The sequence below is a fragment of the Streptomyces sp. NBC_01381 genome (assembly GCF_026340305.1).
Lineage (GTDB): Bacteria > Actinomycetota > Actinomycetes > Streptomycetales > Streptomycetaceae > Streptomyces.
On the sequence record NZ_JAPEPI010000001.1, the window covers coordinates 2,993,581 to 3,007,325 of the forward strand.

Annotated in this window: 15 protein-coding genes and 1 riboswitch; of the genes, 5 read left to right on the forward strand and 10 right to left on the reverse strand. The window is 70.5% G+C overall.

Going from position 1 to position 13,745, the window contains the following annotated elements:
* The first annotated feature begins 90 nt into the window (after positions 1 to 90).
* Positions 91 to 1,098, forward strand: coding sequence for a 2-hydroxyacid dehydrogenase (locus OG453_RS14090; RefSeq protein WP_266867907.1), 1,008 nt, complete (start codon positions 91 to 93; stop codon positions 1,096 to 1,098).
* Here the strand turns inward: OG453_RS14090 and OG453_RS14095 are convergent.
* The 3 genes from OG453_RS14095 to OG453_RS14100 form a co-directional block, all read right to left on the reverse strand.
* Positions 1,095 to 2,945: an anthranilate synthase family protein gene (locus tag OG453_RS14095; RefSeq protein ID WP_266867908.1), complete on the reverse strand. Its 1,851-nt coding sequence runs from the start codon at positions 2,943 to 2,945 to the stop codon at positions 1,095 to 1,097. The two genes, OG453_RS14090 and OG453_RS14095, sit on opposite strands and share 4 nt — an antisense overlap.
* Positions 2,946 to 3,057: 112 nt before the next feature.
* Entirely contained in the window at positions 3,058 to 3,114 is a 57-nt protein-coding gene (locus tag OG453_RS45360) for a trp operon leader peptide (protein WP_353962302.1), read from the reverse strand.
* A gap of 10 nt (positions 3,115 to 3,124) precedes the next feature.
* Positions 3,125 to 3,712, reverse strand: a complete 588-nt coding sequence (locus OG453_RS14100; protein ID WP_266867909.1) for a TetR/AcrR family transcriptional regulator — start codon at positions 3,710 to 3,712, stop codon at positions 3,125 to 3,127.
* A 51-nt stretch (positions 3,713 to 3,763) separates the two neighbouring features.
* On the opposite strand from OG453_RS14100, the gene OG453_RS14105 reads away from it, so the two are divergent.
* The 3 genes from OG453_RS14105 (at position 3,764) to OG453_RS14115 (ending at position 6,506) form a co-directional block, all read left to right on the forward strand.
* Positions 3,764 to 4,693, forward strand: a complete 930-nt coding sequence (locus tag OG453_RS14105) for a DUF2867 domain-containing protein (RefSeq protein WP_266867910.1) — start codon at positions 3,764 to 3,766, stop codon at positions 4,691 to 4,693.
* A 35-nt stretch (positions 4,694 to 4,728) separates the two neighbouring features.
* Positions 4,729 to 6,081, forward strand: a complete 1,353-nt coding sequence (locus tag OG453_RS14110) for a class II 3-deoxy-7-phosphoheptulonate synthase (protein WP_266867911.1) — start codon at positions 4,729 to 4,731, stop codon at positions 6,079 to 6,081.
* Positions 6,082 to 6,266: 185 nt separating this feature from the next.
* Positions 6,267 to 6,506 (forward strand): bacterioferritin-associated ferredoxin, encoded by a 240-nt coding sequence (locus OG453_RS14115; protein ID WP_266867912.1) that lies wholly within the window; start codon positions 6,267 to 6,269, stop codon positions 6,504 to 6,506.
* 14 nt (positions 6,507 to 6,520) lie between these two features.
* Here OG453_RS14115 and bfr read toward each other — a convergent pair whose 3' ends face one another.
* The gene (bfr, locus tag OG453_RS14120) at positions 6,521 to 7,000 is read right to left on the reverse strand and encodes a bacterioferritin (RefSeq protein ID WP_266867913.1); all 480 of its coding nucleotides are present in this window, start codon (positions 6,998 to 7,000) and stop codon (positions 6,521 to 6,523) included.
* Positions 7,001 to 7,167: 167 nt separating this feature from the next.
* On the opposite strand from bfr, the gene OG453_RS14125 reads away from it, so the two are divergent.
* The gene (locus tag OG453_RS14125; RefSeq protein WP_266867914.1) at positions 7,168 to 7,800 is read left to right on the forward strand and encodes a sulfite oxidase-like oxidoreductase; all 633 of its coding nucleotides are present in this window, start codon (positions 7,168 to 7,170) and stop codon (positions 7,798 to 7,800) included.
* Positions 7,801 to 7,827: 27 nt separating this feature from the next.
* Here OG453_RS14125 and OG453_RS14130 read toward each other — a convergent pair whose 3' ends face one another.
* The 6 genes from OG453_RS14130 to thiO all read right to left on the reverse strand — a co-directional run bounded on the left by OG453_RS14130 (position 7,828) and on the right by thiO (position 13,588).
* Complete coding sequence (locus OG453_RS14130; RefSeq protein WP_266867915.1) at positions 7,828 to 8,292, reverse strand: DUF4396 domain-containing protein; 465 nt, start codon at positions 8,290 to 8,292, stop codon at positions 7,828 to 7,830.
* Between the two features lie 9 nt (positions 8,293 to 8,301).
* Positions 8,302 to 9,186 carry a deoxyribonuclease IV gene (locus OG453_RS14135; protein ID WP_266867917.1) on the reverse strand — a complete coding sequence of 295 codons (885 nt, stop codon included), beginning with the start codon at positions 9,184 to 9,186 and terminating at the stop codon, positions 8,302 to 8,304.
* Between the two features lie 146 nt (positions 9,187 to 9,332).
* Positions 9,333 to 11,285: a Stk1 family PASTA domain-containing Ser/Thr kinase gene (gene pknB / locus OG453_RS14140; RefSeq protein WP_266867919.1), complete on the reverse strand. Its 1,953-nt coding sequence runs from the start codon at positions 11,283 to 11,285 to the stop codon at positions 9,333 to 9,335.
* A 90-nt stretch (positions 11,286 to 11,375) separates the two neighbouring features.
* Positions 11,376 to 12,170, reverse strand: a complete 795-nt coding sequence (locus tag OG453_RS14145) for a thiazole synthase (protein WP_266867921.1) — start codon at positions 12,168 to 12,170, stop codon at positions 11,376 to 11,378.
* 6 nt (positions 12,171 to 12,176) lie between these two features.
* The gene (gene thiS, locus OG453_RS14150; RefSeq protein WP_266867923.1) at positions 12,177 to 12,386 is read right to left on the reverse strand and encodes a sulfur carrier protein ThiS; all 210 of its coding nucleotides are present in this window, start codon (positions 12,384 to 12,386) and stop codon (positions 12,177 to 12,179) included.
* A complete protein-coding gene (gene thiO / locus OG453_RS14155) occupies positions 12,383 to 13,588 on the reverse strand; it encodes a glycine oxidase ThiO (protein ID WP_266867924.1) in 1,206 nt (401 codons plus the stop codon). Before thiO ends, thiS begins: the two co-directional genes overlap by 4 nt.
* A riboswitch (TPP riboswitch) is annotated at positions 13,586 to 13,699 on the reverse strand. Its footprint overlaps the gene before it by 3 nt.
* Positions 13,700 to 13,745: the final 46 nt, after the last annotated feature.

Consider the following 13,745-nt stretch of genomic DNA (forward strand, 5'->3'; position numbering starts at 1 on the left):
TGTGCCGCCGCTTCGCGGCGGATTTTTTCCCGCCCGCCCACCCGTTTCTCCGCAGTGCCGTTCTGGCCGTGGGTACCTACACTCGGCCCCATGGAGATCCTCGCCTTCGGCGTGCAGGCCGACGAGAAGCCGCTGATCGAGAAGGCCTTCGCCGCCCACCACGACGTCCGCTGCCTGGACGTCTTCCTCACCGAGGACACCGCCCCCATCGCCGCCGGCTACGAGATCATCTCCACCAGCGTCAACGCCGACCTCGGCAACCGCGTCCTGCAGACCCTCGCCGCCGGCGGGACGCAGATGATCGCCCAGCGCTCGACCGGGTTCAACAACATCGACCTCCAGGTCGCCGAACGCCTCGGCTTCACCGTCGCCCGCGTCTCGTACTACTCGCCGTACTCCGTAGCCGAGTTCGCCTGGACCCTCGCGATGGCCGTCAACCGCCGCATCGTCCGCGCCAGCAACCGCACCCGCGACTTCGACTTCCGGCTCGACGGCCTGATGGGCCGCGACCTGCGGGGCCGCACGGTCGGCGTGCTCGGCACCGGGAAGATCGGCGAGGCGTTCACCCGGATCGCGCACGGCTTCGGGATGAATCTCCTCGGCTGGGACATCGCCCAGAACCCCGTGTGCGTCGAGCTCGGCATGAAGTACGTCGAGAAGGACCAGCTCTTCGCCGAGGCCGACCTGATCAGCCTGCATGTGCCGCTGCTCCCCGCCACCCGGCACATCGTCGGGGCCGACGCGCTGCGGATGATGAAGGACGACGCGATCCTGGTGAACTCCAGCCGGGGCGGGCTCATCGACACCGAGGCCCTCGTCAGGGAGCTGCGCGAGGGCCGTTTCACGGGTGTCGGGCTCGATGTGTACGAGGCGGAGGCGGGGCTCTTCTTCCTCGACAAGTCCCTCGAAGTGGTCCAGGACGACACCCTGGCCCGCCTGGTGACGTTCCCGAACGTGGTGGTCACCTCGCACCAGGCGTACTACACGCGGGACGCGGTCGGCCAGATCATCGACACCACGGTGAAGAACGTCCTGGACTACCGGGAGGGCCGCCGCGGCGAGAACGTGCTGGTCCCGGCGGCCCCCACAACGGCTTAGACCAGTACGCCGGACAGCAGCTCCCGCACGATCGCCGTGCCGCGCAGCGAGAGCACCGACTCCGGGTGGAACTGGACGCCCGCGAAGCCGGGCCCCCGCAGCGCGTGCACCTCGCCCGTCGCCGCGTCCCTGCTGACCTCGACGCCGTGCGCCGCGAGTTCCAGCGCCGTCTCCTCGTCGCAGTGGGCCACGAAGCTGTTGTAGAAGCCGACCGTCTCCGGCCGCCCGAACAGCTCGATCCGGGTCTGCGCACCCTGGTACGGGACCTCCTTGCGGACGATGTCCAGGCCGAGTTCGGCGGCGAGCAGCTCATGGCCGAGGCAGACGCCGAGGACGCCGTGGCGGTGATCGCGGATCACCTCGGCGGCCAGGGAGCGCAGGAAGGCCATCTTCGGGTCGGTGGGGTCCGATGGGTTGCCGGGCCCGGGACCGAGGACCAGCGGGCCTTCGTGGGCGAGCACCGTCTCCCGCAGGCCCGGCTCGTCGTAGCGCCGGATCGTCACGTCGAGGCCGGAGGAGCGCAGCAGGTGCGCCAGCATCGCCGTGAACGTGTCCTCGCCGTCGATCACCAGGGCGTGCCCGGACAGTTCGGTCAGCTGCTCCTGCATCCGCAGCCAGAACGGTGCGAGCCCGGCCCGCCTGCTGTCCAGTGCCGCCCGCACCCGCGGGTCGTCGGCGAGCGCTGGGCGTACGTCCTCGTGGCGGGGCCGTCCGGGACGTACCCCCAGGGCCGCGAGCACGCCCGCCGCCTTCGCGTGGGTCTCCGCGACCTCGCCCGCCGGGTCCGAGCCGCGCACCAGCGTGGCGCCTACGGGGACGCGGAGGCGGCCCGCGGGGGAGATGTCGGCGGTGCGGATCAGGATGGGGGAGTCGAGGGTCTGGGCGCCGCCCGCGTCACGGCCGATGAGGGCGAGGGCGCCCGCGTAGTAGCCACGGCCCCCGGTCTCGTGCCGCTCGATGACCCGGCAGGCGTTCTGCACCGGCGATCCGGTGACGGTCGCCGCGAACATCGTCTCCTTCAGGACCTCCCGCACGTCCAGCGACGACTTGCCCCGCAACTCGTACTCGGTGTGCGCGAGATGGGCCATCTCCTTCAGGCGCGGGCCCACGACGACACCGCCCATGTCGCCCACCGTGCACATCATCTTGAGCTCCTCGTCGACGACCATCGACAGCTCCTCGGTCTCCTTGCCGTCGGCGAGGAAGGTGAGCAGATCGTCCGCGGTGGGGCCATCGGCCGGGTAGCGGTACGTTCCACTGATCGGGTTCATCACGACCGTCCCGCCGGACATCCGCACATGCACCTCGGGGCTCGCCCCGACCAGCGTGCGGTCCCCGGTGTGCACGACATACGTCCAGTAGGCACCCCGCTCGCCCACGAGCAGCCTGCGGAAGAGGGCAAGGGCGTCCGCCCTGCCGAAGCCGGGGATCTCACCCTCGTACGTACGGCGGATGACGAAGTTCGCGCCCTCGCCCCGCCCGATCTCCTCGCGCAGGACCCGCCCGACGATGTCCGCGTACGCGTCGTCGGCCACGTCGAAGGCGCCGCCCTCGACCCGCACGTCGTGGGCGGGCAGCGCCGACAGAGCCTCGGCGAGCGGGAGTTCGTACGTCTCGTCGGGGGTGAGGACGGCCAGCGGTGTGCCGTCGTCGCGCACGTCGAAGCCGCGCTCCCTGATCTGCCGGAAGGGGATGAGCGCGAGGCCCTCGTCGGGGATGTCGGCGAGCCGGTCGTAGGTGCCGACGGAGCCGAAGAGGACCTCCACCGTGTCGTGGCCGCGGCCGGGGGTGCGGCGGCGCAGGACGGCGAAGGGGCGGTCGTCGGACAGGAGGTCTGTCAGGTGCATCGGTCTGGTTCCTTCTCACTCGGAGAGGAACGGCCCGGTCCGGAATTCCTGGTCCGGAAAACACTGAAGGCCGCCCCTCGGGCGGCCTTCGCGAGTCTGGGTACGCGCAGATTCAGTGGGCCGCCGGATGAGCGGGCCACCACCAGTTACGGGTCTGCTGCGAGTACATGCCAGGCACCCTAGCGCATCATCAGGACGTCAAGGGCCTCGTTGAGATAGGCGCCGAACTCGTCGGCCGCGGGCAGTGCCGACGGCACCGCGTGCCCGAGCTGGGCGTGCCCCAGATAGACCGTGTACGCGAGCAGACCGCGCCGCCGTGCCTCCGCCTCGGGGAAGCCGAGCGCGGCGAAGAGTTCGGCGACGTACGCCACCCGGCGCTCAGTCACGCGGCGCATCACATCAGCGACCTGGGGGTGCGAGGCGGTCGCGAGGAGGGCGACCTCCAGGGGGTCGGAGGTCGCCGACGCGATGGCCTCGGCGAAGAGCAGCCGGACGCGCTGCCGGGGGTCGGGCTCGGCCTCGACCTCCTGGATCGTCCCCTCGGTGTTGATCTCCGCCCAGCGGTTCAGGGCTGCCTCGATGAGCGCGTCACGGTTGGCGAAGTGCCAGTAGAAGCTGCCCTTGGTGGTGCCGAGGCGGACGGCGAGGGGCTCCACGGCGACGGCGGCGATACCGCCCTCGCCGATCGCGGTGAGCGCGGCGTCCGCCCAGTCGTCGGCGGTCAGGCGGGGCTTCGCCGCGGTCTTCTTCTGCTGCCGTTGCACCATGTCCGTACGGTACCGTATGGTCGACCATACGCCAGCGTATGGAGGTGCGTGATGAGTGCGGTACTCAATGAGCACGAGCGCGTGATCAAGGCTCCGGCGGAGGTGGTCGGTGCCCTGCTCGACCGTCTCTCCGCCGATGACGACCCGATCTTCCCGACGCCCGCCTGGGCGGGGATGATCTTCGACCGCCCGCTCGGCGTGGGCGCGACGGGCGGCCACGGCCCGGTCCGCTACAGCGTCAGGGAGTACGAGCCGGGCCACCGCGTCCGCTTCGACTTCACCCCGCCCGACAACGGCTTCCACGAGCTGACGGTCGAGCCGATAGGGGAGCGGCGCTGCCGCGTGCGGCACGTGCTGCGGACCCGGCCGGAGGGCATGAACCGCGTCCTGTGGCCCACCCTCATCAGGCCGCTGCACAACACGATCATCGAAGAGGTCTTCGACAACATCGAGCGTGTCGCGACCGGCGGCTGCGCCCGCCCCGTCCGGTGGTCACCCCTGGTGCGGCTCTACAACCGGCTCGCCTGGGCCCGCCCGGAGACCGTCGGCGCACCGGAGGCGGCCGCCCTGATCCGCTCGGCGATCGACCGGCCCGGCTACGAGGACGCGTACCGCATGCCCCTGCTCCCCGGGCAGCCGCGCGACCCGGAGGCCTGGACCGGCATCCTGCGCGACGCCTTCCCGGTGCTCGCCCGCGAGGGCGACGAACTGCTCCTGGAGGTGGACACGGCCGGCCTGACCGCCCGCGCCTCGATCCTGGTCGACGAGCGGTACGTCACGCTCAGCACCGCCGCCCGCGCCGACACTCTGCGCGGCCGGGTCTACTGGGCGGTGGTGCGGCGCGTCCACCCCTTCATGGCCCGCACGATGCTGCGCCGCACCCACCGCAGGCTTGCCCTCGCGACGCCGAACGCGGGCGAGCGGGAGCTGGCGCGCCGCCGCTCGGCTGTGTCGCCTCCGTCTCACTTGGTGAGCGGGTGAATGGACGGCGGACACGACCCCGTAATGTTGTCGGGGTGACCGTGAACGCTAAGAGCACCCCGACCGGTGGCAACACCTGGCGAGACCTTCCCGCGGCGCAGCAGCCTGAGTACCCCGATGCCGAGGCTCTGCGCGATGTGATCGCGGACCTCGAGTCGTATCCGCCGCTCGTCTTCGCGGGCGAGTGCGATCAGCTGCGCGCCCGCCTTGCGTCTGTGGCCAAGGGCGAGGCGTTCCTGCTCCAGGGTGGCGACTGCGCCGAGGCCTTCGACGCCGTGTCCGCCGACCACATCCGAAACAAGCTGAAGACGCTGCTCCAGATGGGCGCCGTCCTCACCTACGCCGCCTCCGTGCCCGTCGTGAAGGTGGGCCGCATCGCGGGGCAGTACTCGAAGCCCCGCTCCAAGGGCACCGAGACCCGCGACGGCGTGACCCTGCCGACCTACCGGGGCGACTCGGTCAACGGCTTCGACTTCAACGAGAAGGCCCGCATCCCGGACCCCGAGCGCCTGAAGCGGATGTACAACGCATCCGCCTCGACGCTCAACCTGGTGCGCGCCTTCACCACCGGCGGTTACGCCGACCTGCGCCAGGTGCACGCCTGGAACCAGGACTTCGTGAAGTCGTCGCCCTCCGGCCAGCGTTACGAGCAGCTGGCACGCGAGATCGACAACGCCCTCAACTTCATGCGCGCCTGCGGGACCGACCCGGAGGAGTTCAAGACCGTCGAGTTCTTCGCCTCGCACGAGGCGCTGCTCCTCGACTACGAATCGGCCCTGACCCGCGTGGACTCGCGCACGGGCCGGCTGTACGACACCTCGGGCCACATGGTCTGGATCGGCGAGCGCACCCGTCAGCTGGACGGCGCGCACATCGAGTTCGCCTCCAAGGTGCGCAACCCGATCGGCATCAAGCTCGGCCCGACGACGACCACGGAGGAGGCGCTGCAGTACATCGAGCGCCTCGACCCGGACCGCGAGCCCGGCCGCCTCACCTTCATCGTCCGCATGGGCGCCGACAAGGTCCGGGACAAGCTCCCGGAGCTGGTCGAGAAGGTCACCGCGTCCGGCGCGACCGTCGCCTGGGTCACCGACCCGATGCACGGCAACACCTTCGAGGCGGCCTCCGGCCACAAGACCCGCCGCTTCGACGACGTGCTCGACGAGGTCAAGGGCTTCTTCGAGGTCCACAAGGGCCTGGGCACCCACCCGGGCGGCATCCACGTCGAGCTCACCGGTGACGACGTCACCGAGTGCGTGGGCGGCGGCGACGAGATCTTCGTCGACGACCTGCACCAGCGCTACGAGACGGCCTGCGACCCGCGCCTGAACCGCAGCCAGTCCCTGGACCTGGCGTTCCTGGTGGCGGAGATGTACCGGGACCAGTAATTCCCTCGTGTACGCAACGGTGGGGCGCGGATCCATGTGATCCGCGCCCCACCGGCGTATCCGGGGCTTTTGCGAGCAGGGAGCGGCGGGTAAGGTTAGGTTAGCCTCACCGATCAATCGGGACGGGCATAACTTATTGATCTGCCGTCGATCCCGATCGATGACGCACCGGGGAGGTGAACCGCATGTTCGTCTGCAACTGCTTCGGCATCACCGAAGAGCAGGTGAAGAAGCATGCGGACGACGGTGCGTGCACCCCCCGTCAGATAGCGTCGGCCTGCAAGGCGGGCACGGACTGTGGTTCGTGCGTACGACGCATCCAGGCACTGCTCGGCCGGGGCGCTTGCCCCACTCGCGAGCTGGTGAAGGAGGGCACCCCCGCGGTGGCCCTCGCTCCGGAGGCGGAACTTCCGGAAGCCGCCTAGCTTCCCGGAGCCGTCTAGCTCTCCGGCTGCTCGACGAGCTGCGCGATGTAAAGCGGCTCGCCCAGCTTCTCGATCAGCTCGAGCTGGGTGTCGAGATAGTCGATGTGGTGTTCTTCGTCCTCGAGGATCGACTCGAAGATGTTCGCGGACGTGATGTCGCCCTTGCCGCGCATCACCTCGACACCGCGCTTGAGGCGGTCGATCGCCTCCACCTCGATCTGCCGGTCGGCCTGGAACATCTCGGTGATCGTCTGGCCCACCCGGACATGGAAGAGCCGCTGATAGTTGGGCAGGCCGTCGAGGAACAGGATCCGGTCGGTCAGCGTCTCGGCGTGCTTCATCTCGTCGAACGACTCGGCCCGGGTGTACTTGGCGAGCTTCGGCCAGCCGAAGTTCTCCTGCATTTTCGCGTGAAGGAAGTACTGGTTGATCGCCGTCAGTTCGGCGGTCAGCTGCTCATTGAGAAACTCGATGACCTCGGGGTCGCCCTGCATCGCAGAGGCTCCTTCCAAGTGTGTTGACTGGCCAGGTAGCGCGCATCTTTGCACCGGTGTTCGGAGGTCGTCCAGTAAGTGCACGCTTAGTAGGAGTTGCCCGAATCGGCGTTTGGGCGGGGGCTGCCTGGTCACGTCCACTGCCCCGGGTCTGTCAGGATGGAGGCATGGGTCAGCCGGCGGATCACGCATCTCGGAGAGCAGCGGAGCCGGAGCTTCCACCGGGACAGCGCCTGCAGCGCGGCTGGCCGGTCACGCACTATGGCCCGGTGCCGAAGTTCCGCCCGGAGCGCTGGGAGTTCAGGGTCTTCGGGGCCACCGCCGACGGCGAGAAGCACTGCTGGACGCATGAGGAGTTCTCGGCTCTTCCGTACGCCACCGTCGTCGCCGATCTGCACTGCGTCACGAAATTCAGCATGCTCGGCGCCGAATGGGGCGGGGTGCCCGCGCGTGCGCTGCTCGACATCGCGCCGCCCGCGCCCAATGCCACGCATGTGATGGTCTGGGCCGAGTACGGCTTCAGCTCGAATCTGCGGATGGCCGACTTCGCCTCCGACCGCACGATTTTCGCCACGCACAAGGGCGGCGAACTGCTCACCGCTGAGCATGGTTTCCCGCTGCGGCTCGTGGTGCCCCATCTGTACGCCTGGAAAGGCCCCAAGTGGGTCCGCGGCATCGAGTACATGACGGCAGACCGCCGCGGCTTCTGGGAGGAGCGCGGCTATCACAACGTCGGCGATCCCTGGGCCGAGCAGCGGTACTCGTACCAGGAAGAGCCTGGGGACGGCCCCGAGCTCTAGTCCTGCGTACGCCGCTGATTTCGTTGGTCAGTGGTGGTACTGGTGGACCACCGCGTGGCCCTTGCCGCGGCCGATCATCCACTTGTTGACCGGAGTGGTGATCACGAACGCGGCGGCAAGCGCGATGGCGAGGATCCACCAGAACATCGGATCCGAGAGATGGGCGTCCATCGCTCCCGGCCAGAACGCGATCACGGCGTTGTCGATCAGCTCCATCACCGCGATGGACAGGGTGTCCGCGGCGAGCGCGACCCGGAACGCCGTCTTGAAATCGACCCCGGCCTTGAGAACGCCGCGCAGGGTCAGGGCGTAGCCGAAGAAGAAGGCCAGGATGATCGCGAGGATCATCGTCTCCATGTTGCCCCAGCCGAGCGCGGTGCCGATCACCATGCCGAGGACCTCGCCGATGGCACACCCGGTGAGGCAGTGCAGCGTCGCCCGGGCCGCCATGCGCCAGCTGACCTTGCCGATGCCGTGCGCGTGCTGCTGCATGAGAAGCCCTCAGCCGTCCCTGAGCTTCTTCAGCCGCGCCACGTCCGCCGCGTGCCCCTCCTTGCCGCCCGGTGTCTCGATGATCAGCGGTACGCCGTCGGTCGCGGGGTGGGCCATCAGCGCGCGGAACGGGTCCTCGCCGATGTGGCCGGTGCCGATGTTCTCGTGGCGGTCCTTGTGGGCGCCGACCACGTCCTTGGAGTCATTGGCGTGCACCAGCTTCAGCCGGCCATCGCCGACCGTGTCGACCAGGAGGTCGAGGGTCTGGTGCATGCCGCTCGGCCCGGTCAGGTCGTGGCCCGCCGCGAAGATGTGGCAGGTGTCCAGGCAGATCCCCAGCTTCGGGTGGGCGTCGAGTGCCTCGAAGTACGGGCCGAAGTCCCAGGTGCGGGAGCAGAGCGAGAAGCCCTGCCCGGCGGTCGATTCCAGGAGGAGATACGGATCGTCGTCGTGCGTCAGCTCGTCGAGCAGCGGCAGCATCCGGTCGCGCACCTGCTTCAGAGCGACGGAGCGGTCCCGGCCGCCGGTCGCGGAGCCGGTGTGCACGACGACGCCGAGCGCGCCGATCTCGCGGCCGCGGCGCAGCGAGTGGCGCAGGGACTCCACGGACTTCTCGACGGTCGCCTCGGTGTGCGAGCCGAAGTTGATGAGATAGGGCGCGTGGACGTACGCGGGAATCCGCTCGGCGGCACAGGCCGCGCGGAACTCCTCGTCCTGCTTCGGATTGCCGGGCGGCGTGGCCCAGCCGCGCGGATTGGCGACGAAGACCTGGACGGCCTCGGCGCCCATCTCACGGGCGTACGAGAGCCCTACGGAGGCGAGCCCGCCGGCCACGGGGACATGACCGCCGACGGGGTTGCGGGGTGCTGCGCTGGGGGACTTGTTGCTGCTCACAGGGTCCAGGGTGGCATGCGTGCGAGGCCGGTCCTGCGGCGGATCCCGACGGTGGCGCATCCTCGCGGGCCGGCGACAGCGCCCCTTCAGGGGCGCGGGGAACTGCGCGACCAGCCACAAACGACCCGCAGACGGGGCAGCGGCTGCTAACGGATCTCGATGGTGATGGTCGACCCCTTGGGGGCCTCCTCGCCGCCCTCCACGGACTGATCATTCACGGTGTCCCCGAAGAGGCCGAGCAGACCCTTGTCGTCCTCGACCTGGAAGCCCGCGTCCTCCAGCTCCTGCGTGGCCTCGTCGACCTTCATGCCCTCGACGTCCGGGACCTCGACCATCTGCGGGCCCTTGGAGATCTGCAGCGTGACCGTGTCACCCGCGGCGAGCCGCTTCTGGCCCTCCTTGGGGGACTGCGCGGCGACATCGCCCTTGTCCTCCTCGGAGTGGACCCGCGCCGTGGCGATCTTCACCTTGAGCCCGGCGTCCTCCAGCTCGGCGGTCGCGTCGGCCTCGGACTCGCCCGTCACGTCGGGGACGTCGATCGGGGAGCCCTTGCTGACGACGATGGCGATGGCGGAGCCCGCCTTGCGCTTGGTGCCCGTGCCCGGGTCCGTGCTGATCACGGAGCCCTTGCGGACGTCCTTGCTGAAGGCCCTTGTCGTCATGCCGGGCGCGAGCCCCGCGTCCTTGAGTTCCTTCTTCGCCGCGGCCAGCGGGGTGTCCTTGAGCTCAGGGACCTTGACGATCTCCGGGCCCAGCGAGACGGTCAGCGTCACGCCGTCGTTGCCCCGGATGCGCTCGCCCGCCTTGGGGTCGGTGGCCATGACCGTGCCCCGCTTGTCGGTGTCGCTGTACGCGCGCTTGACGTCCTTCACCTCGAGCCCGGCCTCGTCGAGCCGCTGCTTGGCCGCCGCCTCGGTCTTCGCCAGGAGCGGCGGGACGTTCGTGAACTGGCCGGAGTTGATGTACCAGACGCCCGCGCCGAGGCCGAGCGCCAGGAGCACGGCGGCGACGATCGCCAGGACCCCGCGGCGGGGGTTGGACCGCCCGCGTCCGCGGCCGGGGGCCTGCGGCGGGGCCGGCGGCGGTGTCGCCAGGATGCTGGTGCGGTTGAGCGGGTCCTGCTGCTGGTCATCGCCGTCCGCGGGGAGCGACAGCTGCACGGACCGCGCCGCGCGCGGAATCACGCTCGTACGGTCGTCGGCGTTGTCGTGCTCCGTGGTGCGCGCCTGCGGCGGCACCGCGTCCAGCTGCTCGAGGGAGAGCGCGGCCCGCGCCTCCCTGGCCTGCCCGAGGAGCGCCACCGCGTCGTGCGGACGGACGTCCGGGGTGCGGGCGGTGGCGGAGGCGACCAGTTCGTCGAGCTCCACGGGGAGCCCCGGGACGGCCGCCGACGGGGGCGGCACGTCCTCGTGGAGGTGCTGGTAGAGCACCTGGGCCGGAGATTCACCGGAGTGCGGCTTGGCGCCGGTCAGCATTTCGTAGAGCACGACACCGCACGCGTACACGTCGACACGGGTGTCGGCCGTGCCGTGCTCTATCTGCTCGGGCGCGAGATAGGAGACCGTCCCGAGGACCGTGCCGGTCGTGTTCGTGACGGTGTCCACCGCGCGCACGAGGCCGAAGTCGGCGACCTTGACCCGGCCGTCATCCCCTATGAGGACGTTCTCCGGCTTCATGTCGCGGTGCACGAACCCGGCGCGGTGCGCGGCGCCGAGCGCGGCGAGCACCGGCTCCAGGATGTCGAGCGCGGCCCGCGGCTGCAGGGCGCCGCGCTCGCGCAGGACGTCGCGCAGGGTGCACCCGGCGATGTACTCCATCGCCAGATAGACGTACGCACCGTCGGCGCCCTGGTCGTAGACCCCCACCACGTTCGGGTGCGAGAGCCGGGCGACCGACTTCGCCTCGCGGATGAAGCGGTCGACGAACGAGACGTCGGCGGCGAGCGTCGGGTGCATCACCTTGAGCGCGAGCACGCGGTCGAGGCGGGTGTCCACGGCCCGGTAGACCGTGGCCATCCCGCCTACCGCGATCCGTCCGTCCACGCGATAACGGCCGTCGAGCACCTGCCCGACGAGCGGGTCCTGAAGGGTCGTGTCCACGGAGGGAGTCTACGAGCCACCGCTGACACCGATGCCCGCGCGGGCGGCCCTGGGGCCCGACTGCAGCCGACCTGTAACAGGCGCAGCCGCTCAGAACGCCGGCCGCTCCGGATCCAGCCTGGCCAGGCCCTCCGCAGGAGAAGACGCCTCGGCGAAATGCCGCCGCGGAATCCGCCCCGCCCGGAAGGCCAGGCGCCCCGCGTCGACGCCGTGCCGCATGGCCTCCGCCATGAGCACCGGCTCCTGCGCCCGCGTCACGGCCGAGGCGAGCATCACACCCGCGCACCCCAGCTCCATCGCGAGCGCCGCGTCGGACGCCGTGCCCGCCCCCGCGTCCAGAATCACCGGCACGCGCGCGTGCTCGACGATCAGCTGGAAGTTGTGCGGGTTGCGGATCCCGAGCCCGGAGCCGATGGGCGACCCGAGCGGCATGATCGCCGCACAGCCCACGTCCTCCAGCTTCCGGGCGAGGACCGGGTCGTCGTTCGTGTAGGGAAGGACCGTGAAGCCGTCGTCGACCAGGGTCTCGGCGGCGTCGATGAGCTCGATCGGATCGGGGAGCAGGGTGCGCTCGTCCGCGATGACCTCCAGCTTCACCAGATCCGTGCCGAGCGCCTCGCGGGCGAGCCGGGCGGTCAGGACGGCCTCGCCCGCGGTGAAGCAGCCCGCCGTGTTCGGCAGGACCCGGATGCCGAGCCGGCCGAGCACGGAGAGCACCGAGCCCTGTACGCCCGGATCGAGGCGGCGCATCGCGACTGTGGTCAGCTCCGTTCCGGAGGCGACGAGGGACCGCTCGAGCACGTCGAGGCTGGGCGCACCGCCCGTACCCATGATCAGTCGTGAGGAGAGCGTGAGCCCGCCGATGACGAAAGGGTCGTCTGCCATGTCGGTTCAGCCTCCTTGGACGGCGGTGAGCACTTCGACGCGGTCGCCGTCGGCGAGCGCCGTGGTGGACCACCGCGCGCGCGGGACGACGGTTTCGTTGAGCGCCGCGGCGACGCCGGACGGGGCCGCGGTGAGCGTGGCGACCAGGGACTCGAGCGTGGTGCCCGCGGCCACCTCGCGGACTTCTCCGTTGACTGAGACGGCTGAGTGGGTCATGCGGGCTGCTCCATGAGGGACTGTGCCGAGGGGGCCGGTGCCGAGGGGGCCGTCGCGAACCGGCTGGGAGTGAACGCCCGTGCCTCGTCGGGCAGTTCACCGGTGACCAGGGCGTGCGCCATGACGTCGCCGGTGACGGGCGTCAGGAGTACGCCGTTGCGGTAGTGGCCGGTGGCCAGCTGGAGGCCGGGCAGGGCGGTGGGGCCGAGCATCGGCGCGTTGTCGGGGGAGCCGGGGCGCAGTCCCGCGCGGGTCTCGGTCAGCGGCAGTTCCGTGATGCCCGGTACGAGCTCGTGGGCGTCCCGAAGCAGCTCGTACACGCCGCCCGCGGTGACCGTCGTGTCCCAGCCGAGCTCCTCGCTGGTCGCGCCGACCACCAGCTCGCCGTTCTCGCGCGGCACCAGATAGACCTGGCTGCCCCGGACCACGGCGCGCACCGTACGGCTCAGGAACGGCGCGTAGCGCTCCGGCACCGTAAGCCGCAGCACTTGCCCCTTGACCGGGCGAACGGGCGGCAGAACCCCCTCAGGGACCCCTGTGAGGCGTCCGCTGAGGCTGCCCGCGGCCAGCACGGTCCGGCTGGCCTCCAGGGCGGCGCCGTCCGCGAGGACGACACCGGTGGCCCGGTCGCGTACGACCGTCAGGCGCTCAGCCCACGCCCGGTGGAAGACCACGCCGGCCCGCTCGCACGCCACCAGGAGCGCCGCTGCGAGCCTGCGCGGGTCGACCTGGTGGTCGCCGTCCACGCGGAGCCCGCCGCGCACACCGGGCGCGAGCATCGGTTCGAGGCGGCGGCACTCGCGCCCGCTCAGCCACTCCGATGCGAGCCCCGACTGGCGCTGAAGGGTGTGCAGTTCGCGCAGATGGGCGCGGTCGTCGGAGTCCAGCGCGACGGCGAGCGTGCCGCACGCGCGGTAGCCGAGATCGCGACCGCTCGCCTCCGTCAGTTCTTGCGCGAATTCCGGATAACGCTTCGCGGAGGCCAGATTCAGGCCGAGCAGCGTCTGCTCGCCGTAGTGCAGCTCGGTGACCGCGGCCAGCATGCCCGCGGCGACCTGCGCCGCGCCGCCGCCGGGCTCGGGGTCCACGACCGCCACGGACAGGCCGCGCTGCGCCGCCCGCCAGGCCGTGACCAGGCCGATGATGCCGCCCCCGACGACGAGGACGTCCGTCGTCGCATGGGGTGGTGTATGTGGATGCATGGGTGTCCAGCCCCTCCCTTCGCCGGCATGACCCGGATCAGGTTCGTACGGTCGGAGGCCGTCCCAGCCTCCCTCTCAGCCCGGTGCGTCCGGGCTCCCGCGAGTGCTCTGCACCGGCCACCCTAGCCCGTAGTGTCCGGTGGCAGTAGGGGGAGCT

What these genes read in the sequence shown, in the direction of transcription:
- OG453_RS14090 (WP_266867907.1), top strand. Translation starts at nt 91, where the DNA reads ATGGAGATCCTCGCCTTCGGCGTGCAGGCCGACGAGAAGCCGCTGATC.
- OG453_RS14095 (WP_266867908.1), bottom strand. Translation starts at nt 2,945, where the DNA reads ATGCACCTGACAGACCTCCTGTCCGACGACCGCCCCTTCGCCGTCCTG.
- OG453_RS14100 (WP_266867909.1), bottom strand. Translation starts at nt 3,712, where the DNA reads ATGGTGCAACGGCAGCAGAAGAAGACCGCGGCGAAGCCCCGCCTGACC.
- OG453_RS14105 (WP_266867910.1), top strand. Translation starts at nt 3,764, where the DNA reads ATGAGTGCGGTACTCAATGAGCACGAGCGCGTGATCAAGGCTCCGGCG.
- OG453_RS14115 (WP_266867912.1), top strand. Translation starts at nt 6,267, where the DNA reads ATGTTCGTCTGCAACTGCTTCGGCATCACCGAAGAGCAGGTGAAGAAG.
- bfr (WP_266867913.1), bottom strand. Translation starts at nt 7,000, where the DNA reads ATGCAGGGCGACCCCGAGGTCATCGAGTTTCTCAATGAGCAGCTGACC.
- OG453_RS14125 (WP_266867914.1), top strand. Translation starts at nt 7,168, where the DNA reads ATGGGTCAGCCGGCGGATCACGCATCTCGGAGAGCAGCGGAGCCGGAG.
- OG453_RS14130 (WP_266867915.1), bottom strand. Translation starts at nt 8,292, where the DNA reads ATGCAGCAGCACGCGCACGGCATCGGCAAGGTCAGCTGGCGCATGGCG.
- OG453_RS14145 (WP_266867921.1), bottom strand. Translation starts at nt 12,170, where the DNA reads ATGGCAGACGACCCTTTCGTCATCGGCGGGCTCACGCTCTCCTCACGA.
- thiS (WP_266867923.1), bottom strand. Translation starts at nt 12,386, where the DNA reads ATGACCCACTCAGCCGTCTCAGTCAACGGAGAAGTCCGCGAGGTGGCC.
- thiO (WP_266867924.1), bottom strand. Translation starts at nt 13,588, where the DNA reads ATGCATCCACATACACCACCCCATGCGACGACGGACGTCCTCGTCGTC.